This is a genomic window from Mesorhizobium sp. M7A.F.Ca.CA.001.08.2.1 (genome assembly GCF_003998455.1).
Taxonomy (GTDB): domain Bacteria; phylum Pseudomonadota; class Alphaproteobacteria; order Rhizobiales; family Rhizobiaceae; genus Mesorhizobium; species Mesorhizobium ciceri.
The window spans coordinates 1-19,490 of the sequence record NZ_RZPW01000025.1; the positions used below are offsets into that span (position 1 = coordinate 1).

The following is a 19,490-nucleotide window of genomic DNA, read 5'->3' on the forward strand; positions in this document are numbered from 1 at the left end:
CTTCATCACCATGTAGGCGACGACATAGATGGCAATCAGCCGCCAGTTCGCCGCGACCACATGCAGGTCGAGCGACATGCCCACCGCGAGAAAGAACAGACCGAGCAGGATGCCGCGGAACGGTTCGATATCGGCTTCGAGCTGATGGCGGAAGGTCGATTCGGACAAAAGCACACCGGCCAGGAAGGCGCCCATCGCCATCGACAGGCCGCTGAGCTGCATGGCGAGCGCGGATCCGAGAACGACCAGAAGTGCCGCCGCCGTCATCACCTCGCGGGCACGGGCATCCGCCAGGATGCGGAAGAACGGATTGAGCAGATAACGGCCGGCCACAACCAGGCCGACGATCGCGGCGAGGCCGATGCCGACCTCGGTCAGCCGCTCCGATAGGCTGGTGTCGGCACCGCCGGGCGCCAGAAACGCGATCAGGGCCAGCAGCGGCACGATGGCAAGATCCTCGAGCAGCAGGACCGATACGATGCGCTGGCCTTTCGGCGCGGCGATTTCGCCGCGTTCCTCGAGAAGCTGCATGACGATCGCTGTCGAGGTCAGCACGAAGCCGGCGCCGGCGACGAAGGATTGCGCGATTGGAAACCCTCCAGCCATGCCGACGGCGGTCAGAAGAAGCGCGCAGACGCCGACCTGCAACGCACCGAGGCCAAAGATCTCGCGGCGCAGGCCCCAGAGCCGCGATGGCTGCATTTCCAGCCCGATGATGAACAGGAACATCACCACGCCGAGTTCGGCGACATGAAGAATGGCTTCCGATTCGGAAAAGACGCCGAGGCCGAACGGGCCGATCACCACGCCGGCAGCCAGATAGCCGAGGATCGAGCCGAGGCCCATGCGCTTGAAGATGGGAACGGCGACGACACCGGCAGCAAGCAGCGCCACCACCTGAACCAGATCACTGCCCGATGCTTCCGCCGCCATGCCTCTTGTCCCTGTGTCTTGCAGCACTCCTTGCATGCAGTTGGAGCGGGAGGCAAGGCGAGAAATCTGCCGGGAAGGGTAGTGTGCCGTTGCAGTGATTGACCTGGTGGAACAACGGTCCCCGCTTGTCTGCCGGACGTTCGGCATCTATATTGCGTATATGTTTGACCATTCGTCCCGGCCGTCCTCGCCGCCACATATCCCGATGGATGCGCTCAGCGAAGTTCTGCAAGACTTTCGCTTGAGTGGTGTCAACTATGGCCGCTGCGAACTCCGGCACCCATGGAGCATAGACTTTCCGCAACAACAGCTGCTTCGGTTTCACTTTGTCGGCCAGGGCCCATGCTGGATTCATACTGAATCGCAAGGCTGGCAGGAGCTGCGCGATGGCGATCTGGTGCTGCTGCCGCAAGGCATCGCCCATCGGCTGGCGAGCGCGCCGGACGTTGCAGGGGGCTCGCTCGAAGGTTGCCAGGTGATCAAGTTGGGGGGCAACGTCTGCGAAGTGGTACGGCAAGGAACGGGCGCGACGAGCACCCTTTTCTGCGGCTCCATGGCCTTGGACTCCTATGCGCTCAACCCATTGATCACGTTGATGCCGCCTGTCATCAAGGGTTGCGACGTGGCCGGCAATGACCCGGTCGTCGGTCCTTTGCTGGCGGCCATGACGGTGGAGGCCTCGCAGCCGCAGATGGGCAGCGCCACGATTCTGTCGCGTATGGCCGACTTGCTGACGGCCCGGCTCATACGCTGCTGGGTCAATTGCAACGGAGCCTCGACCACCGGTTGGCTCGCAGCCATCCGCGACCCCCATATAGGCCGCGCTTTGGCGGCCATGCACCGCGACCCCGGCCACAACTGGACGCTGGGAAGCCTGGCCGGCGTGGCAGGCCAATCGCGCTCGATTTTCGCCGAGCGTTTCAGTGCGGTATTGGGGGAGGGTGCCGCACACTATCTCGCCCGCCTGCGCATGCAGCTTGCCCGCGAATTGCTGGGCCAAAACGACTTGTCGGTTGCCGAAGTCGCTACCCGTTTGGGCTATGATTCGGAGGCATCCTTCGCGCGCGCGTTCAAGCGCATCACCAATGTCTCGCCGGGCGTTGTGCGTCGCACAATTCCCGGACGAATGGATATGAATTTCGGATTCTAAGATACATATCATCCGAGCGGACTCGCCTATTTAAGACCTCCAAACTTTGGAGATCTTTCCGTGACTGACACAACATTACAGCTTGAAGACGCCGCGACTGGCCTTGATGCCGATGCACCAGCCGCGTGGAGCGCAGCCACCTGGTTCGCGGTGATTTCATTGGCGGCCACCAGCTTTGCCTTGGTGTCGGCCGAATTCCTGCCCGCAGGTCTGCTGACGCCAATGGCACGTGATCTCGGCATCAGCGAGGGGACGGCCGGACAGGTCGTCACCGCCACCGCTTCCGTCGGCGCCGTGACGGCCATGTTGAGCAATGTTCTCATCGGCCGCTTGAACCGCAAGGCGGTGCTGGTTGGTCTCAGTGCTCTTGCGGTCGGTTCCAATGTCCTGGCGGCGCTGGCGACCGATTTCTGGCTGTTGCTGTTGGGCCGGGCCGGGCTGGGCATCGCTCTCAGCGCTTTCTGGGCACTTTCGGTCGCCGTTGTGGCGAGGCTGGTTGGCGCCAGCGCGACAGGTCGGGGCATGGCGATCGTCACCCTGGGCGTCTCGCTCGCAACCATTGCCGCACCGTCGATGGGCGCGTTGATCAGTGACTGGATAGGGTGGCGCAGTGCCATGGCCATGACGGCGGGGCTGGCCGCGCTTGCCATGCTGCTGCAGTTTCTCAGCCTGCCGACCTTGCCCGCAACGGCAAGCAACAGCCTTGCAGATGTATTTCGGCTGACCCGGCGGCGCGGCATCCAACTCGGCATGTTGGCTATCCTTTTGCTGATGACGGGGCATTTTGCCGGCTCGGTCTATGTGCGTCCCTTCCTCGAACAGGTGACACTCCTTACAACCGGACCGATTGCCTTGGCTCTGCTCGGGTTTGGCATCGCTGCCGTGATCGGTAATGTTGCCGGCGGCCGCATGGCCGACACCAACATCCACATGGCCCTCGCAGTCACCGCGGCGTTGATGGCGGTTGCGGCACTTACTTTGGTGCTTTGGGGCTCGCATATCGGCGTTGCCTTCGGTTTCGTTACGCTGTGGGGTTTCGCCTTTGGCATGGCGCCGGTGGTGCTGCCGACCAATATGTCGCGCGCGGCGCCTGATGCGCTGGAGGCAGCGGGCAGCCTGATGGTCACCTCTTTCCAAATTGCCATCACCATCGGCGCGGTTGTCGGCGGCTATGTCGTGGACACCTATGGCGCGACTGGGCCTTTGACTCTGACTGCTATCCTTGCCGCATCGACCGCTGTCTTGGCGCTGCTGCAGCCTCGCAGCTGAACTTTGCAGCCGCCGACACAGTAGCCTCAAATCCTGCCGCCAGCGATGTTGCAGGCGCGATACACAAGTTGAGGCCGGGAACACGTTGCATCTTGCCGCAATCGAAGGCTAAGGACGCTCGGCTTCGGCCATTGGAGGGTGATCGACGATCAAGTCGCGCCCTTTTTGAGGAGATGACTGACATGAAGAAGTTTTTGTTTGTTGCCGTCGGCCTGGCGGTGCTTGCCGGTTCGGCTTGCTCGAAGGCGCCTGAGTGCACGGCGGAGATCGCAACCAAGAAGGCGCAGGACATGGCTGCAGCACTTCAGGAGGCGATCACCAAGGACCCGGCCAAGGCGGCTGATCTGACCGCCAAGGTCCAGGCGGTGACAACCAAGTATCAGGGCACCACGACGTTGGCCGACGCCTGCAAGGCCTATGACGAAGTGACGGCCGCGATCAAGGGCTGACACCCTGATTTGAGATCAAGGCCTAAGCGCCTGATTCGATGGGCTCAAGTGAGAGGGCGGTGACCGTTGGGTCGCCGCCTTTTTCTTCGGATTTTTCAGTTCGGCGCGATTTCAGTTCGGCGCGATGGAACCGACTTCGACCGCGTCGACCCGCTTCAGGCTCATGCCGATCACCGGCACCAATTGGTCGTTGACGCGCACGGCGATAGTCACCGTCATCGAATTGTCGTCAGGGATGCGAGCCTGCATGACGCCGCGCAGCTGGTTGCGGTTGATGGTGAAGACCACCTTGCGGGGATCGACGACGTTGCCGCCGATGATGTCGAGGCCGGAACCGGTCGCGCCACCCATGAAGCTGCCCTTGTAGCCCTCGCGGCCCTTGCGCTCGATCTTGGCCGACATTGGCTGGGTGAACATACCGACCCGGCAGCCGCCGTCGAGCGACATGCCGACCTTGCCGTCGGGCGTCGAGCCGGTGAAGCTGCAGTTGAACTTGGTGCCCTTGTACTTGCCGGCGACGATTTCGCCGGGACCGATCCACTTGCCTTCGGCAGACTGGAAGAACTGCTTGTCCGGCTCCGCCGCAGAGGCCACTCCGGCAATGCCGACGACTGTCGTAATCACCGTTGCCAGGGACAGGACGCTGGATAGAATTACGCTTTTCATCGACGACACCCGGCAACAAAGATGCTGTTTGGAACCGGTCTGACCATGAACAAGATTGGTTAATGCTTCGTCACCGCGGGGCCGCCGCAGAGCAGTCCGGTAACGATTCCGAATGCCCGGACACTCCAGCCCGGCTCACTTGCCGGAGGGGGTCGTTGCACCGTCTTTCCTGGTTGCGAACGATGTCAGCGCCGAGAGGAAGTCGCCCAATCCGGGACGTTTGGCGGCGCTGAAGGGCAGGGGTCGAGCCGTCTCCATCGCGGCGATGCCGATGCGCGCCGTCATCATGCCGTTGACGACGCCCTCGCCAAGCTTGGCCGAAAGGCGCGCGGCCAGGCCGTGGCCAACGATCTGCTGGACGAAACTGTCGCCGACCGCGATCGAACCGGTGACCGCCAGATGCGCCAGAACGCTGCGCGCCAGGCGGAAGAAACCCAGCGTTCCCGGCCGTCCGCCATAGAGTTCCGACAGGCGTCGAATGAGCCGCCCGGCCTCGAACACGACATAGGCAACATCGACCAGTGCGCGTGGACTGACCGCCGTCACCAGCGAGACGCGTTTGGCAGCTTCGAGAATCATCACTTTCGCCCTGGCATCGAGTGGTCCGAGAATTTCAGCCTCCGCCAGACGCACGAGATTGCCGCCGTCGATGATTTCGCCGCGCAATTCGGCCAGCGCGCGCCGGCCGGCCGCGGTCTCGGGTTTGGCCGAGACAAAGGCCGATAGTTCGTCGACGACCGATCGTGCCGCCTTGGGATCGTCGCGGGCGATCGCATCGAGCGCCCGCTTCTGCAGCTTTTCGACCTCGGCGAGGCGGGCGATCGCCAGGAATTCGCGAATCAGGATCACCACAAGCGCCAGCACGGCGATGGCGGCCATGCCGGCCGCCAGCCAGCCCAGCCACTCAGCGCGCGCAAAGAGGTCGCGTATGAGCTGGTCGGTCCACAGGCCGACCGCCAGCGAAACCAGCACGCCGAAGGCGCCGAAGAAGATGTTGCCGAGCAGCGAGCGTTTCCTGGGGGAGACGGCTGGTGGCGGCTCCGCGGCAATGATGTCGGGCTCGTCGAAGACATCGACTTCCGCCGGTATGACCATCGCGACATCGGTTTTCATCGCGCGGGGTTTGCGTTGGGTGTCGGCCTGGATGTTGCGCGGCTCAGGGGCCGCTTGTCTCGGTGGGGCTTCCGGTTCGATGCGGAATGCCGCCGGCTTGCGGGGCGCGGTCATGCCAGATGATCTCCGATCAGGAACTGCAAGGCACGGTCGAGCCTGATATGCGGCAGCGACAGCGTGACGCCTTCGGCCGTGCGTTCGAGCTTTGGGGGACGGAAACGGACGAAGCGGATTGCAGGGTCCGCGGAGTCCTGCCTGTGATCGGCTCCCGAAACATCGAAAACCGCATCAATATTCTCCGGTAAGTCACCGGGAAATATGGCTGTTTCAGTTCTTCCATCGAAGGTTTCGCCGTTGATCTTCTCACCGGCTATCGGCGTGCCGATGATGACGGGAAGCGTCTCCCGGCCTTGCCTGACGGTGCCTTCGCGCGTCGCGCGCACCGCCGCCATGGCGACCACATCGACATCGGCGCCGGTGAAATTCGCCCGTGCCACGGCGCGGTCGGCAAGCCGCCGCACGATCGCCTGCAGCCGGTCATGGCTTTCGTGATGCAGATGGTCGGCCTTGGTCGCGGCAACCAGAATGCGGTCGATGCGCCGCGAGAACAGATCGGTGAGGAAGCTGCCCCGGCCGGGGCGAAAACAGCTGAGGATCTCGGTCACCGCGCGTTCCAGGTCGGCCATGGCGCCTGGGCCGGCGTTCAGCGCCTGCATAGCGTCGATCAGGACGATCTGGCGGTCGAGGCGGGTGATGTGTTCCCGGAAGAAGGGTTTGACGACATGCGTCTTGTAGGCCTCATAGCGCCTGTCCATCATCGCGTGCAGCGAGCCTGCGCGCGGGCGCTTGTCGCCGATCGCGGCCAGTGGCGCGAAGGTCAGGGCCGGCGAGCCTTCGAGATCGCCCGGCATCAGGAAGCGGCCGGGCGGCAAGGTCGAAAGCGCCCGCTCGTCGAGCTTGCAGGCTTTCAGATAGGCGGCGAAACTCTCGGCCAGGCGGCGCGCCGTCATCTCGTCGGCATCGGCGTTCGGGTCGATCCCGGCCGATAGTGCCCGCCAGGCTTGCGACAGGTCCTCGCGCACCGGCAGAACAGCCATTTCAAAGGCTTCGTGGGAAAAATCGGCGAAGGATTTGCCGAGCAGCGGCAGATCGAGCAGCCATTCGCCGGGATAGTCGACGATATCGACGGACAATCTGCCCGAGGAAAACATGCGGCTCCAGCCGGAAGCCGATTCATATTCGATGGTCAGCCGCAGCTCCGAAATGGCGCGCGTAGAATCGGGCCAGACGCGGTCGTTGACCAAGGCTGCGATGTGGTCCTCGTACTGGAAACGCGGCACCGCGTCGTCGGGCTGCTGCTCGAGGAAGGCGCGCGCGATGCGCCCCGATTTCTGCGCCTCGAACAGCGGCAGGCGCCCGCCATGGATGAAATTGTGGACAAGGGCCGATATGAACACCGTTTTGCCGGCGCGGGACAATCCGGTCACGCCGAGGCGCAGCGATGGGGAAAAAAGCCCGGTGGCGCGGCCCGATACCGTGTCGAGGGCAATCCTCGCCTCGTCGGTGAAGGTGGTCAGCGATGATGCCAAAATATGCTCTCTCGAACTTCGGTCCGTCCGATATAGGCGCTGCAACAAGGCTTTGAAATGGCTTCAGAGATCGGCCGGCGTCAGGAACACTTCGAGATAGCCGGTGCCTTGGGCGGCGCTGGCAAGATCGCCGTCGAAGCGGACGACCGCCAGGCCCGCGGTCGGGAACCCATGGTTCAGTGTGGCCCGCGCAGCCTCGTCGCCGCCGCCCGAAACTGCCAAGGCAAGGTCTTCCATCATCGGGTTGTGGCCGATGACCAGCAACGAGCCCGATCCGCCATTGTTCTTGATAAGGTTGAGATAACCGGCCGCGTCCGCGCTGTAGAGCCCGTCGAAGAACAGGACCCGGCCGGTGTCGGTCTGGCCGGCCAGGCCTTCCAGCGTCTCTTTGGCGCGTTTGGCGTTGGAGCACAGCGTCCGGTCCGGAACATAGAGGCGGGAGCGCATGGCGGCGCCCATCATTTCGGCATCGGCGCGGCCGGACGCATCGAGCGGACGGTCGAAATCGCGCATGCCGGGTAATGCCCAGCCAGCCTTGGCATGTCGCAACAGATAAAGCCTGCTCACCCAACCTCCGAATGCCGAAGCCTTCCGGGATTAGCCACGAGAACGGCGTCGCGCACAATGGCCCGTGCTCTTCAAACACGGCGAATCAGCCAACGCTGCTGCTGCAAAAGGCGCTTGCATATCGGCCCCGGGGTCACCGCGATCAGGGAAAATATGCGTCACCGGATCCAAAGCGACCGTACGCGGCTGCAAAGACGCGTGCCCGGGTACTTTAACAATTGCGTGAAACAGCGGCCGATTGCGCTTGTGCAGGCGTCGGACGACGAATATATAGGCGCCAAATTTGGGGCAGTTTGGGTGAGTCGAATGAACGACATCGTTACCGCCGATTACGTACCCTCCGAAGACGAGCCGTTCATGAACGAGCGGCAGAAATCCTACTTCCGCTCAAAGCTCGTCACCTGGAAGAATGACATATTGCGCGAAGCGCGCGAAACACTGGAAATCCTGCAGCAAGAAAACGCCAACCACCCCGATCTGGCCGATCGCGCCTCTTCGGAAACCGACCGTGCCATCGAACTCAGGGCCCGCGACCGTCAGCGCAAGCTCATTGCAAAGATCGATTCCGCCCTGCAACGCATCGACGAAGGCACCTACGGCTATTGCGAAGAAACCGGCGAGCCGATCGCGCTGAAGCGGCTCGATGCACGTCCGATCGCGACATTGTCGATCGAAGCGCAGGAGCGGCATGAGCGCCGCGAAAAAGTCTATCGCGACGACTGAAGCTCACGGCCGGCTGTCTCGAACGATTCTGAAAATGGCCGGTTTCCCGGCCATTTTCATTGGTGCGGCATCCACCACTCAGGGCGCGCGAAGATCGAAAACCCTCGGGGCTTCGGACGAGGTGGTTCGGCAGCCGGACCGGCGACGGTGTTTCGCGGGGATAGCGACCCGGCGGTCGCTCATTTCTTCTGGCTGGAGAGTTCACCGAGAAGCTTGGTCATCTCGTCGTCGAGCGACTGCGGCGCCGCCGGCTTGCCCACCTGGCCGCCCGAACGGGGCTGGTCCAGTGATACTTCAAGTTCTCTCATCAGCGTGTCGTCGATGCTATCCTGCACCGGCTGCGGTGGTGGCGGGGCGTGCCGGGCGGTGTTGGCGTTGGCGGAGCCGTAGGCGGGCAACGGCGTGACATTGGTCGGCTGATAGCTTTGCGTTGCCGGCTTCGGTGCAGGTGCCGGCGGCGCTGTCGGACGGGGGCGGGCGGGCGGCGTCGTATTCACCGGCTGTGGAGCGGGTGCCTGTCTCAGCGGCGGCGGAGCGGGTTGCGGCGGACGCGGCCTTGTCGGAGCGGCGGCCGGAACCGGCTGCAAGCCGCCATCTCCAGTCAATGCCGGCCGGCGCGGCGCCGAAAGCCGGATATCGCGCTCGACGACGACGTCGGTCGGACCGCCGATCAGAAGCAGATGTTCGATGTCGTCGCGGCGTATCAGCACCAACCTGCGATGGCTGTCGACGGCGGTGGCATCCATGACGGCCAGTCGCGTCTTGCGGTTCCGGCCGCCGGCGACGAAGGTTCCGAATGTCAGGTTGCGCACCAGCTTGACGATGACGAGAACGATGACCAGCAGGACGAGCGCTGCAAACGTCCACAACAATGCTGCGGCATAACCGGGACCTGCCACGCTATCGAGCCATTGCATTGGTTTCCCCTGATCGCCCCTTGGAAGTGATAAGACACTAGACCGTTGCAGCGGGCCACCGCAAGTTGCGTTTCACGCTGTTGAACAGCTTGAAAAACTCCGAAGGCCGGAAGACATCATTTTTATCCGACATTTGCCGCCCAGGCCTTTTCCGGACTAGGAGAATGTGATTCAACCCGGTACGGGGCGGGTGTCGGAACACCGGAATTCACGAGCAGGGGGCACATGGCCAAGGAAGCGCGCGGCGATTTCTATCCGGTACCGATCGTCGACCAGAATACGCGACCGGGCGCGGTTACCCGGCTTATCATTTTCATCGTCGTTCTGACGGGGGCCGCGATCGTCTTCGGTCTTTTCCGCGAGCGCCTCGGCGATCCTTTCCTGCTCGGCATGCTCGGCGTGCTGGCGATGATCGGCGTCGGCTTCCTGTTCGCGACGGCGATCGGCTTCGTGCAGGTCACGCCACGCTCGACAGGCGACGAACTGTCGAAATCCTTCGTCGATTCGATGTCGCAGGGGCTTCTCGTCACCGACACCAAGGGCCGCGTCGTCTACGCCAACCGCGCCTATGCGGATATGACCGGAGCATCGTCCGCTGCCGACCTGAAGACCGTCGAGGGATTGCTCTCGGATGTCCCCGAAGCATCGGTGACGATCTATCGCCTGGCGTCCGGCCTTCGCGACGGCCAGCCGGGCGACGGCGAGTTTAGGCTCGCACAGTCCATTCGGCCCGGTGCCGAGCCGGGCGCCCGCTGGTACCGCGCGCGCGCCCGCGCCTTCAGCGTTCCGGGCCAGCGGCTGCCGATGCTGGCCTGGCAGCTTGCCGATATCTCGCAGGAGCGGGCCGAGCAGGAACGCTTCTTCCTCGATCTGCAGAAGGCGATCGATCACCTCGACCACGCGCCGGCCGGCTTCTTTTCGGCCGACCAGGAGGGCCGCGTCACCTACATAAACGCCACGCTCGCCGAATGGCTGGGCATCGACCTCACCAGCTTCACGCCCGGCGCCGTGTCTCTGTCGGAGATCGTGGCCGGCGACGGCATGGCGCTGGTCCGCTCGGTCAAGGCCGACCCCGGCACCACACGCAACGCGGTGATCGATCTCGATTTGACGACCATGACGGGCGAAGCGCTGCCGGTGCGCTTCATGCACCGCGTTTCGGCCAGCCGCGAAGGATTGAATGGGCCGACACGCACGATCGTGCTCAACCGCACGCAAGGCGAGGATGCCTCTGCCGACTTGCGGGCTTCGGAAGTGCGCTTCACCCGCTTCTTCAACTCGACACCGATGGCAATCGCCGGCGTCGACCACAACGGACGCATCCTGCGCACCAATGCGCCGTTTTTGTCGTTGTTTTCGTCTGTGGTCGATCGCGACGCCGTCGACCGTCGCGTGCGGCTCGACACGGTAATCCACGAACGCGACCGGCCGGCCTTCGCGGCTGCCTTCGAGAAAGCGCAGCAGCGGCAGGCCGACATCGAGCCGATCGACACGCTTCTGCCCGGCAACGACGAACGGCACATCCGCTTCTACGTCAACGCCGTCGCTGACGGCACCGGCGGCGAGGGCGCCGAGGAGTCGGCCATCGTCTACGCCGTCGAGACAACGGAGCAGAAGGCGCTGGAAGGGCAGATGGCGCAAAGCCAGAAGATGCAGGCAGTCGGCCAGCTTGCCGGCGGCATCGCGCATGATTTCAACAATGTGCTGACCGCCATCATCATGGCGTCCGACCTTTTGTTGACCAATCACCGCCCGTCGGACCCGTCCTTCCCAGACATCATGAACATCAAGCAGAATGCCAACCGGGCGGCTTCGCTGGTGCGGCAGCTTCTGGCCTTCTCGCGCAAGCAGACATTGCGGCCGGAAGTGCTCAACCTGACCGACGTGCTCGCCGATCTCAGGATGCTGCTGGCCCGCCTTGTCGGCAACGACATCAAGCTGAAGGTCGACCATGGCCGCGACCTGTGGCCGGTCAAGGTCGATATCGGGCAGTTCGAACAGGTGGTGGTGAACCTTGCGGTCAACGCGCGCGATGCTATGCCGGCGGGCGGCGATCTGACCGTGCGCACCCGCAATGTGACCGCCGAGGAGTGCAAGGCCTTTTCCTACCGCGAACTCGCCCCGGCGGACTATGTCGTGGTCGAAGTCGAGGACACCGGCAGCGGCATCGCGCCCGACGTGCTGAAGAAGATATTCGAGCCCTTTTTCACCACCAAGGAAGTCGGCAAAGGCACCGGCCTTGGCCTGTCGATGGTCTACGGCATCATCAAGCAGACCGGCGGCTTCATCTTCTGCGATTCCGAAGTCGGCAAAGGCTCGACTTTCCGCATTTTCCTGCCGCGTCACATCGCCGAAGCGAAAAAAGCAGGCGAGCCCGGCGATGCGCCGGCGGCGCCGGCAAAGGTCGCCGATCCGGCCAAGGATCTGTCGGGCTCGGCCACGGTGCTGCTCGTCGAGGACGAGGATGCCGTGCGCATGGGCGGCATGCGGGCGCTGACCTCGCGCGGCTACACCGTGCACGAGGCATCGTCGGGCGTCGAGGCGCTGGAAGTGTTCGAGGCGCTGGGCGGCAAGGTCGATATCGTCGTTTCCGACGTGGTGATGCCGGAAATGGACGGGCCGACGCTGCTCGGCGAATTGCGCAAGCGCCAGCCCGACATCAAGTTCGTCTTCGTGTCCGGCTATGCCGAGGACGCATTCGCCAGAAACCTGCCGGCAGATGCGCATTTCGGCTTCCTGCCCAAGCCGTTTTCGCTCAAGCAACTGGCCACGATCGTCAAGGACGTGCTGGAGTCCTAGAGCCTTCCCCATGTTCCTCCTTGCGCAACGCCGTGACAACGCCATGATTGAGGGGTGAACGGCAGGAAGGCTTATGGGAGTAACCGGTGACGCCGCACAACGAAGCGGACAAGGACGACTATGCCGACACGGTGTTGTTGCCGGGCGACCCGCAGCGCGCCGAATGGATGGCGCAAACGTTCCTGGAAGCGCCGCGCTGCATCAATCGCCGACGCGGCACGCTTGGCTTCACCGGCTTGTTTCGTGGCAAGTCCATCAGCATTCAGGCGACGGGCATCGGCGTTTCATCGTTTCTGATCTATGCGCATGAACTGCTGGACCATTATGGCGCCCGGACGCTGATCCGTACCGGCACCTGCGGCAGCCTGACCGCAAGGGCAAAGCTGCGCAGCCTTGTCATCTCGCAATCGGCACAGGCGGAAAGCGCCCAGAGCGGCCAGGTTTTCGGCCTTTATGGACCGGCTGGCCCGGACCCGGCGCTCCTCGCATCGTCACGGGCCAAGGCGGTAGAATTTGGCATCGACCATCATGTCGGCCTGACGGTCTGCAGCGACATCTTCTATCACCCGGATGGGCGTGCCCGTTTTGCCGATGCACGGGCGCAAGGAGCCCTGGCCGTGGATATGGAAACCAGCGCGCTCTATGGCATATCGGAGCATTTCGGAGCACGTGCGTTGTCGATGTGTGTCGTGGTGGACAACATCGAGACCGGCGAACAGACCGACTATTCCGAGCGCCAGGCGCTTTTCACCGACATGAGCCGTCTGGCGCTGGCCGTCGCAGCCGAGAGCTAGAGTACGGGTCTACTGGGTCAATTCCTTGCGTACGGCGGCGACATCGTCGGACGAGACTGCAGGAGCCGCGTTGCCCCAACTGGCGCGCACATAGGTCAAGACGTCGGCGACCTCCTGGTCTTTCAGGCGCCAGGCCAGGGAAGGCATGGCGGGCGTCGTCGGTGCATCGGCCGTGTGCACGGCCTGGCTGCCGGCAAGGACGAGCCGGGCCAGTGTTTCGGCACTGCCCTGCGCGACGATCGAATTGCCGGCAAGGGAAGGGAAAAGCGCGCCTGACCCGGCACCATCTCCACCATGGCAGGCCGAGCAATTGTCGCGATAGATTGCCTCGCCCGCGGTCATCCGTGTTGCGTCAGGCTTTGCCGGTTGGGCGCTGTCGACATCCGAGCCCAGGCTCTTGAGGTAGACTGCAACCGCCTTGAGATCGGGATCGGTCATTTTCGACGTGGAGTTCTCGATGGCCTCCGCCATCGGACCGGAGGCAATCGAATGCGCATTGACGCCGGTCTTGAGGTATTTCACCAGATCCTCTTCCGACCATTTGCCCAGGCCCGATTGCGCATTGTTGGTGATGTCGGGGGCAAACCAGCCCTGCAGGGAGGCACCTTGCAGGAACTCGCTGTCCTTATCGGCGCCAAGGAAAGATTTGGGCGAGTGGCAGGTGCCGCAATGGCCCGCTCCCTGGACGATATAAGCGCCGCGATTCCACTCCGCCGACTTGGAGGGATCCGGCTGAAAGCTTGCTTCGGTGAAGTTGAGGGCATTCCAGCCCAGCATCGCCAGCCGGATGTTCAACGGGAACGGCAGCTGATTGGCTTCGACCTTGTTCGATACCGGTTGAACCGTCGTCAGATAGGCCCACAAGTCGGAAATGTCCCGATCGTTCATCCTGGTATAGGCGGGGTAGGGCATTGCGGGGTAGAGCCGCACACCATTGTGGCCGATGCCAGACTTCATCATGCTGCGGAAGTCGGCTTCCGACCAACTGCCGATGCCCGTCTCGCGGTCAGGCGTTATGTTGGGCGGCACGAGCGCGCCGAACGGCGTTTCGAGCGGCAGGCCGCCGGCCAGCGGTTTACCCTCGGCCCGCGTATGACAGCCTGCACAGTCGCCGAGCACCGCCTGATACTGTCCACGTATGATCTGGTCCGCCTGATCGGCACTCCATGCCGGGCCGCCAGTGAGGGCCGCAGCACCGATGGCGAGCGTGAGAACGAGCTTGTTCATGCCTGCACCAGGGGTGCACCGGGATTGCGCAGATATTGATTGCGGATGGCATCGGCGGCGCGGAAAGCGAGCGCGCCGACCGTTCCTGTCGGATTTTTGCCGGCATTCTGCGGGAAGGCCGACGCACCGATGACAAAGACGTTGGGGACGTCCCAACTCTGGAGGAAGGTGTTGACCGCGCTCTTCTTCGGGTCCGTTCCCATGATGGCGCCGCCCGTATTGTGGGTGCTCTGGTAGGGGACGCTGTCCCAGCCTTTCTTGCGGCGGCTGACGGCGTACTGCTTGCCGCCGAGCGCCTTGGCGATTTCCTCCATCCGGTCGCAGACATAGTTCGACATGCGGATGTCGTTGTCGGGAAAATCGAACGTCATGCGCATCAGCGGCCGCCCGAAACGGTCCTTGTAGGTCGGGTCGAGGTCGAGGTAGTTGTTGCGCGTCGCGTAGCTGCTTCCCTGGGACGAGTAGCCAAGCGTGCTCTTGTAGCCCTCGACCGTTGCCTTCTTCCAGGCGCTGCCCCATTTCGGCGTGCCGGGCAGGGTCGGCCTGGTTCCGATCGGGCGCCCGTTGGTGGGAATGCAGTTGATGCCCGCGCCGCCGACGAAGTCCAGCGCGCCGTGGTCGAATGCGTCACCATTGTAATCGTCGATCGTCTGGCCGAGCGCGCCTGCGGCGATGAACGGGTTGAAGTTCTTGTCGTCGAAGAACACCTGCACGCCGGCGTTTGTCTGGTAGCAGTAATTGCGCCCAACCGTTCCTTCGCCGCTGCCGGGGTCGTAGATCTTGCCGATGCCGGACAGCATCATCAGCCGGGCATTGTGCAGGCCGTAGGCGCACAGCAGCACCAGATCGGCCGGCTGGAAGTACTCCTCGCCTGAGGTATCGACGTAGGTCACGCCGCGCGCCGACTTGCCTCCGGGAGCCAGATCGACATGCAGTACCTCGCTGTCGGTGCGGACTTCGAAATTGGACTTCTTCATCAGCACCGGAAGGACGGTGGTCTGGGCGCTCGACTTCGAATAGTTGGCACAGCCGAAGCGTTCGCAGAATCCGCAATAGGTGCATTGACCCATGGCGATGCCGAGCGGGTTGACATAGGCCCGCGACATGTTGGCGGATGGGGTCGGGAAGGGATGCAGGCCGATCGACCGGCCGACCTCGGCGAACAGGGTTGGCGCGTAGGTCATCTGCATCGGCGGGTTCGGATAATCCCGCGACCTTGGATCCTCGAACGGATTGCCGCCTTCCTGCAACTGCCCCTTGATATTGCCGGCCTTGCCCGAGATGCCTGCCAGATACTCGAACTGGTCGTAATAGGGCTCCATCTCCGCGCCGGTCACGCCCCAGTCCTCGACCTGGAGATCGGCGATTCTCGATGCACCATATTTCTTGGTCAGATTGGTCTTTATCTGAAAGTCTGAATCCCAGAACCGCCAGGTGTGGCCGTTCCAGTGGACGCCGGCGCCGCCGACGCCGTTGCCGGGGAGGAAGGAGCCGAAATCGCGCATCGGCAGCGCCTTCTGCGACGGGTCGTTGCGCACCGTCATGGTTTCCACGGCGGGCTGCAGGAAGAGGTCGCGCCGGATGCTGTAGCGCAACTCATCCTGCGCGTAGCCGATGTTGAAATCGGTTGCCGTATCGCGCCAGGGGCCGCGTTCTATAGCCACCACGTCCAGGCCCTGATCGGTCAATTCGTGGGCCAGAATGGATCCCGTCCAGCCGAGGCCGACGATCACGACGTCTTTGCGAGGCAGTATCTTGGTCATGATCAGGCGCCTTTGCCGAGCCATTCGGGGCGCCCGATGATCGAGACAGGCGGCTGCGGATATGGCTGATTGTGTTTGCTGACATGGTCGCGGTAGTCGTAGCGGGCGCCTGGAAAACCAAGCATGCGCCACGAGACCATGTCCTTGTTGCCGCCATAGACGGGGTCGGCAAAGAACCCCTCCATGGTGTTCTGCAGCAGAAGCCCGAAGAAACCCGGCCCCTTGACGCCATTGGGCAGGTCGACCTTCCCGGCCTCCATAGCCGTCAGGAAGGCATCCTGTTCGGCCGGTGCGAGCTCGACGAATGTCTTGCCGTCCCGCTGTTTCAGGAAAGCGTCGATGGCGGCAAGCCCGGTGCGGTAACGCTGCGCCGGATTGGCCTCGCCCTGATAGCCCTGGGTGGGCAGTCCAGGCAGAAACGGGCCTTGCGTGTAAAGCCGGCTCGACGCACCGAACGCCCCCATCAACTGCCTGTCGATATAGACGGCGCAACCGGCTTCCTTGCCGCCCATGCTGAGCTCGTCGGCCGGAATGATGCGGTCGACGATCGCCTCGACTAGAGCTGCTTCCTGGGCCGAGAAAAAGTGCCAGCCGCCTGCCACGACCTGCGTCGGTGGATCGGATGTCATTGGCGTCCAGGGCAAAGTGCCCGAGAACGATCGCGCAAAACCGGCCGATGTCGCGGTTGCCGTAAACATTGCGACCGAGGACAGGAAAAGACGCCGATTCATTCGGACAGGGTTGCGACGGTTCATATTAGGAATCTCAAAAATAAGAGAGCACGCTTGGGAAGTGATTCCCAAGTATTCATGACAACGATAGTTAGGTTAAGCCGCAGATCGAATGCCGATAGACTGCGAGATGAAAATGACCTCGTCAACCACATCACAAAATCGTTAGCGAGGGTTTGGTCTACTGTCGATCAGGTCTGCTTGTGCTGTTGGAAGCCGGTTTTCGCCCGGAGCTTGGGCTGCAGCGTCGCCTCTTGCAGAGCGTCCTGGCATACGCGGCCGAATACTGGACCGATAGAAACAGCATCGTGCCATCAGGCATGAATCAGGGACAGCCACAGACCGGCTGGCGTTCGAGGTAGTGGTCGACACCAGGGCGCCACCGCGACGTATCACGAGGCGTTCCGGACCCCTTGATCATACCTGCTCAGCTGGCAAGCAGCCTAATGAGTTTACGACCTGGACGACGCCTTGTAGACTGAACACATGGCGCTCAAACGGATGGACAACATAGGAATCGTCGTCGATGACCTCGAAGAGACGATTGGTTTCTTTGGCGAGCTCGGCCTTGAGCTCGAAGGGCGGGCCACGATCGAAGGAGAATGGGCCGGACGTGTCACTGGACTGGGCGATCAACGCGTCGAGATTGCCATGATGCGGACGCCGGACGGCCACAGCCGGCTCGAACTGTCCCGCTTCCTCACGCCGCCTGTCGTCTCGGATCACCGCAACGCCCCGGTTAACGCCCTCGGCTACCTCCGCGTCATGTTCGCCGTGGACGACATTGACGGGACGCTTGAAAGGCTCCGCAATCGCGGTGCGCGGCTCGAAGGCGAAGTTGTCCAGTATAGAGACGTGTATCGGCTCTGCTACATTCGAGGGCCTGGAGGGCTTCTCATCGGGCTCGCGCAAGAACTCAGCTGAGCGCAATGCGCTGAGCGGCCTGCCGCTTCGGCACCATCTGCTCATCCATCCCCGGCCGATGGCCGCGCAGATAGAGCGCGCAGGTGGTGCGCAGCATCGACGCAAAGTTCGGGATGGCGCCGTTGATCTCTATGGCTTCGTCGTAGAGCTTGGAGATGAATTTCGGCGTCGTCAGGTTCTGGTTTTCGGCGATCTCGTCAAGCAACGCCCAGAACGTCGCTTCGAGCTGGATGCTGGTCGAGTGACCGTCGATGCGAATCGAGCGGTTGATCTGGCGATAGCCTTCGGGGTCCTGGCCCGCAAACACCCTGCACATCCGACAAACCTCCCATGATTGTTGGTCTTGGGTGGACGGGCGTCCAGTTTGATACTGCTTGACCTGTCCCCACACGTATTCTCGGGCAAAATTGCCGGTCCGGCAATCGGACTTTCGTCCCGTTCGCGGCTGCGGGCGTGGTAACCGGCTGCCACCACCTTTTGTCCGCGCCGCGCATAATCGCCTCCACACCAGCGCGGAGACTAATTTGGCCAAGGCGATCCACAGTATGATCCGGGTTCTCGACGAGGCCCGATCGGTCGATTTCTACAGAAACGCCTTCGGGCTCAATGTCGCCGACAGGCTGGATTTCGAGACGTTCACGCTCCTTTACCTCAGCAATGCCGAGGCAGGGTTCGAGCTCGAACTGACCGTGAACAAGGATCGGCAGGAAGCTTACGGGCTCGGCGACGGCTACGGTCACTTCGCTGTCTCGGTCGCCGACCTCGACAGCGAACATGACCGTCTCGGTGCGCTTGGCCTGAATCCGAAGAAGATCGTCGAGTTCAACCGCGACGGATCGCTGATCGCCCGCTTTTTCTTCATCGAGGACCCCGACGGCTACAAGATCGAGGTTCTGCAGCGCGGAGGTCGCTTCCGATAGGAGACATAGCAGTCGCGCCGGCAGGTGCGGCGCCAGCAAACGCACTCTCAACAGTGCACATAGCAAGCAGGGAGGAATAAAATGGTCACGATCTATGACGCGAAGCCCGGGCTTTCACGTCGCGAGCTTCTCAAACGCGGCGGCATCGGCGCGCTGCTCGTCATCTCCGGTAGCGCCGTCATCAGTCCTGAACATGCCTGGGGGCTCGAGACATCGGCACTCAAGCCCGAAACCATGGCGACGCTGATCCAGATGGCGCGCGACATCTATCCGCACGATCAGGTGCCGGACAAATACTACGCCATTGCCGTGAAAGGTCATGACGAGCAGGCCGGCAAGGACGCCGCCTACAAGGCGATGCTCGAGGATGGCATCGCCGACCTCGACAAGAAATCCGGCGGCGGCGGCTATCGCGGCCTTGGCTGGGAGGACCAGCGGGTCGCGATGCTGAAGCAGATCGAGGCGACGCCGTTTTTCCAGGCCATCAGAGGCGGCCTTGTGGTCGGCCTCTACAACCAGAAAGAGGTGTGGCCGATCTTCGGCTACGAGGGCGAGTCCTATTCCAAGGGCGGCTACATCGCGCGCGGTTTCGACGACATCGAGTGGCTCTGAGCCCCGTCGTTCCTGAACCCGCAAACAGAAATCATGGGAGGAAACCATGGCAGCTTCATTTGATCTGAACAACGACGGCGTGGTCGTCATCATCGGTTCGGGCGCCGGCGGCGGCACGCTCGGCAACGAACTTGCCCAGAAGGGTGTCGACGTCGTCATCCTGGAAGCCGGCGCGCGCCACGAATACGAGGATTTCGTCAATGACGAGTGGGGTTCGTTCGCCCAGCTCGCCTGGACCGACAAGCGCACCACGTCCGGCGACTGGCGCGTGGCAAAGGATTTTCCGAACCTGCCGGCCTGGATCGTCAAGTCGGTCGGCGGTTCGACCACGCATTGGGCGGGAG

Annotated in this window: 20 protein-coding genes; 10 read left to right on the plus strand and 10 right to left on the minus strand. The window is 62.7% G+C overall.

The features are described from left to right. On the minus strand, nt 1-933 hold a 933-nt coding region (locus tag EN914_RS03100), incomplete at its 3' end, for a monovalent cation:proton antiporter-2 (CPA2) family protein (RefSeq protein WP_206527174.1). Between the two features lie 160 nt (nt 934-1,093). Between EN914_RS03100 and EN914_RS03105 the strand changes: the two genes are divergently transcribed. The 3 genes from EN914_RS03105 (at nt 1,094) to EN914_RS03115 (ending at nt 3,801) form a co-directional block, all read left to right on the plus strand. Then, a complete protein-coding gene (locus EN914_RS03105) occupies nt 1,094-2,083 on the plus strand; it encodes an AraC family transcriptional regulator (protein WP_024503538.1) in 990 nt (329 codons plus the stop codon). A gap of 60 nt (nt 2,084-2,143) precedes the next feature. After that, entirely contained in the window at nt 2,144-3,352 is a 1,209-nt protein-coding gene (locus tag EN914_RS03110; protein WP_024503537.1) for an MFS transporter, read from the plus strand. A gap of 182 nt (nt 3,353-3,534) precedes the next feature. Beyond that, entirely contained in the window at nt 3,535-3,801 is a 267-nt protein-coding gene (locus tag EN914_RS03115; protein WP_024503536.1) for a hypothetical protein, read from the plus strand. A 111-nt stretch (nt 3,802-3,912) separates the two neighbouring features. On the opposite strand, the gene EN914_RS03120 is transcribed toward EN914_RS03115, so the two are convergent. The 4 genes from EN914_RS03120 to EN914_RS03135 form a co-directional block, all read right to left on the minus strand. Then, nucleotides 3,913-4,467 carry a hypothetical protein gene (locus tag EN914_RS03120; protein ID WP_024503535.1) on the minus strand — a complete coding sequence of 185 codons (555 nt, stop codon included), beginning with the start codon at nt 4,465-4,467 and terminating at the stop codon, nt 3,913-3,915. A 135-nt stretch (nt 4,468-4,602) separates the two neighbouring features. Further along, nucleotides 4,603-5,694 carry a YcjF family protein gene (locus EN914_RS03125; protein ID WP_127388997.1) on the minus strand — a complete coding sequence of 364 codons (1,092 nt, stop codon included), beginning with the start codon at nt 5,692-5,694 and terminating at the stop codon, nt 4,603-4,605. Next, a complete protein-coding gene (locus EN914_RS03130) occupies nt 5,691-7,169 on the minus strand; it encodes a YcjX family protein (protein ID WP_024503533.1) in 1,479 nt (492 codons plus the stop codon). Before EN914_RS03130 ends, EN914_RS03125 begins: the two co-directional genes overlap by 4 nt. A 63-nt stretch (nt 7,170-7,232) precedes the next feature. Then, complete coding sequence (locus tag EN914_RS03135; protein WP_024503532.1) at nt 7,233-7,736, minus strand: histidine phosphatase family protein; 504 nt, start codon at nt 7,734-7,736, stop codon at nt 7,233-7,235. 306 nt (nt 7,737-8,042) lie between these two features. Here EN914_RS03135 and dksA point away from each other — a divergent pair, with 306 nt between their 5' ends. Continuing rightward, on the plus strand, nt 8,043-8,459 hold the full coding sequence (gene dksA / locus EN914_RS03140) for an RNA polymerase-binding protein DksA (protein ID WP_013531862.1): 417 nt from the start codon (nt 8,043-8,045) through the stop codon (nt 8,457-8,459). Nucleotides 8,460-8,638: 179 nt separating this feature from the next. Here dksA and EN914_RS03145 read toward each other — a convergent pair whose 3' ends face one another. Further along, nucleotides 8,639-9,376, minus strand: coding sequence for a flagellar biosynthetic protein FliO (locus tag EN914_RS03145; RefSeq protein WP_024503531.1), 738 nt, complete (start codon nt 9,374-9,376; stop codon nt 8,639-8,641). Nucleotides 9,377-9,601: 225 nt separating this feature from the next. Between EN914_RS03145 and cckA the strand changes: the two genes are divergently transcribed. Both cckA and EN914_RS03155 read left to right on the plus strand, forming a co-directional pair. Beyond that, nucleotides 9,602-12,175 (plus strand): cell cycle histidine kinase CckA, encoded by a 2,574-nt coding sequence (gene cckA, locus EN914_RS03150; protein WP_024503530.1) that lies wholly within the window; start codon nt 9,602-9,604, stop codon nt 12,173-12,175. 86 nt (nt 12,176-12,261) lie between these two features. After that, nucleotides 12,262-12,969 carry a DeoD-type purine-nucleoside phosphorylase gene (locus EN914_RS03155; protein ID WP_024503529.1) on the plus strand — a complete coding sequence of 236 codons (708 nt, stop codon included), beginning with the start codon at nt 12,262-12,264 and terminating at the stop codon, nt 12,967-12,969. A gap of 9 nt (nt 12,970-12,978) precedes the next feature. On the opposite strand, the gene EN914_RS03160 is transcribed toward EN914_RS03155, so the two are convergent. From EN914_RS03160 to EN914_RS03170, 3 genes are read right to left on the minus strand one after another with little or no spacing between them, the layout of a single operon-like run. Next, the gene (locus EN914_RS03160; protein WP_024503528.1) at nt 12,979-14,196 is read right to left on the minus strand and encodes a cytochrome c; all 1,218 of its coding nucleotides are present in this window, start codon (nt 14,194-14,196) and stop codon (nt 12,979-12,981) included. Then, nucleotides 14,193-15,959 (minus strand): GMC family oxidoreductase, encoded by a 1,767-nt coding sequence (locus EN914_RS03165; RefSeq protein ID WP_024503527.1) that lies wholly within the window; start codon nt 15,957-15,959, stop codon nt 14,193-14,195. Before EN914_RS03165 ends, EN914_RS03160 begins: the two co-directional genes overlap by 4 nt. A gap of 2 nt (nt 15,960-15,961) precedes the next feature. Next, nucleotides 15,962-16,588 (minus strand): gluconate 2-dehydrogenase subunit 3 family protein, encoded by a 627-nt coding sequence (locus EN914_RS03170; RefSeq protein ID WP_244514297.1) that lies wholly within the window; start codon nt 16,586-16,588, stop codon nt 15,962-15,964. Between the two features lie 588 nt (nt 16,589-17,176). Between EN914_RS03170 and EN914_RS03175 the strand changes: the two genes are divergently transcribed. Further along, the gene (locus tag EN914_RS03175; protein WP_024503525.1) at nt 17,177-17,614 is read left to right on the plus strand and encodes a VOC family protein; all 438 of its coding nucleotides are present in this window, start codon (nt 17,177-17,179) and stop codon (nt 17,612-17,614) included. Here EN914_RS03175 and EN914_RS03180 read toward each other — a convergent pair. After that, nucleotides 17,607-17,930, minus strand: a complete 324-nt coding sequence (locus EN914_RS03180; RefSeq protein WP_024503524.1) for a ribbon-helix-helix domain-containing protein — start codon at nt 17,928-17,930, stop codon at nt 17,607-17,609. The two genes, EN914_RS03175 and EN914_RS03180, sit on opposite strands and share 8 nt — an antisense overlap. A 208-nt stretch (nt 17,931-18,138) precedes the next feature. Here EN914_RS03180 and EN914_RS03185 point away from each other — a divergent pair, with 208 nt between their 5' ends. From EN914_RS03185 to EN914_RS03195, 3 genes are all read left to right on the plus strand, one after another. Continuing rightward, nucleotides 18,139-18,534 carry a VOC family protein gene (locus tag EN914_RS03185; RefSeq protein ID WP_024503523.1) on the plus strand — a complete coding sequence of 132 codons (396 nt, stop codon included), beginning with the start codon at nt 18,139-18,141 and terminating at the stop codon, nt 18,532-18,534. Between the two features lie 81 nt (nt 18,535-18,615). Next, on the plus strand, nt 18,616-19,146 hold the full coding sequence (locus tag EN914_RS03190) for a hypothetical protein (RefSeq protein WP_024503522.1): 531 nt from the start codon (nt 18,616-18,618) through the stop codon (nt 19,144-19,146). Between the two features lie 46 nt (nt 19,147-19,192). Next, a partial coding sequence (locus EN914_RS03195; RefSeq protein ID WP_206527175.1) for an FAD-dependent monooxygenase occupies nt 19,193-19,490 on the plus strand: 298 nt, incomplete at its 3' end.

What these genes read in the sequence shown, in the direction of transcription:
- EN914_RS03145 (WP_024503531.1), bottom strand. Translation starts at nt 9,376, where the DNA reads ATGCAATGGCTCGATAGCGTGGCAGGTCCCGGTTATGCCGCAGCATTG.
- EN914_RS03170 (WP_244514297.1), bottom strand. Translation starts at nt 16,588, where the DNA reads ATGACATCCGATCCACCGACGCAGGTCGTGGCAGGCGGCTGGCACTTT.
- EN914_RS03115 (WP_024503536.1), top strand. Translation starts at nt 3,535, where the DNA reads ATGAAGAAGTTTTTGTTTGTTGCCGTCGGCCTGGCGGTGCTTGCCGGT.
- EN914_RS03165 (WP_024503527.1), bottom strand. Translation starts at nt 15,959, where the DNA reads ATGACCAAGATACTGCCTCGCAAAGACGTCGTGATCGTCGGCCTCGGC.
- EN914_RS03180 (WP_024503524.1), bottom strand. Translation starts at nt 17,930, where the DNA reads ATGTGCAGGGTGTTTGCGGGCCAGGACCCCGAAGGCTATCGCCAGATC.
- EN914_RS03105 (WP_024503538.1), top strand. Translation starts at nt 1,094, where the DNA reads ATGTTTGACCATTCGTCCCGGCCGTCCTCGCCGCCACATATCCCGATG.
- cckA (WP_024503530.1), top strand. Translation starts at nt 9,602, where the DNA reads ATGGCCAAGGAAGCGCGCGGCGATTTCTATCCGGTACCGATCGTCGAC.
- EN914_RS03160 (WP_024503528.1), bottom strand. Translation starts at nt 14,196, where the DNA reads ATGAACAAGCTCGTTCTCACGCTCGCCATCGGTGCTGCGGCCCTCACT.
- EN914_RS03190 (WP_024503522.1), top strand. Translation starts at nt 18,616, where the DNA reads ATGGTCACGATCTATGACGCGAAGCCCGGGCTTTCACGTCGCGAGCTT.
- EN914_RS03175 (WP_024503525.1), top strand. Translation starts at nt 17,177, where the DNA reads ATGGCGCTCAAACGGATGGACAACATAGGAATCGTCGTCGATGACCTC.
- EN914_RS03120 (WP_024503535.1), bottom strand. Translation starts at nt 4,467, where the DNA reads ATGAAAAGCGTAATTCTATCCAGCGTCCTGTCCCTGGCAACGGTGATT.
- dksA (WP_013531862.1), top strand. Translation starts at nt 8,043, where the DNA reads ATGAACGACATCGTTACCGCCGATTACGTACCCTCCGAAGACGAGCCG.
- EN914_RS03125 (WP_127388997.1), bottom strand. Translation starts at nt 5,694, where the DNA reads ATGACCGCGCCCCGCAAGCCGGCGGCATTCCGCATCGAACCGGAAGCC.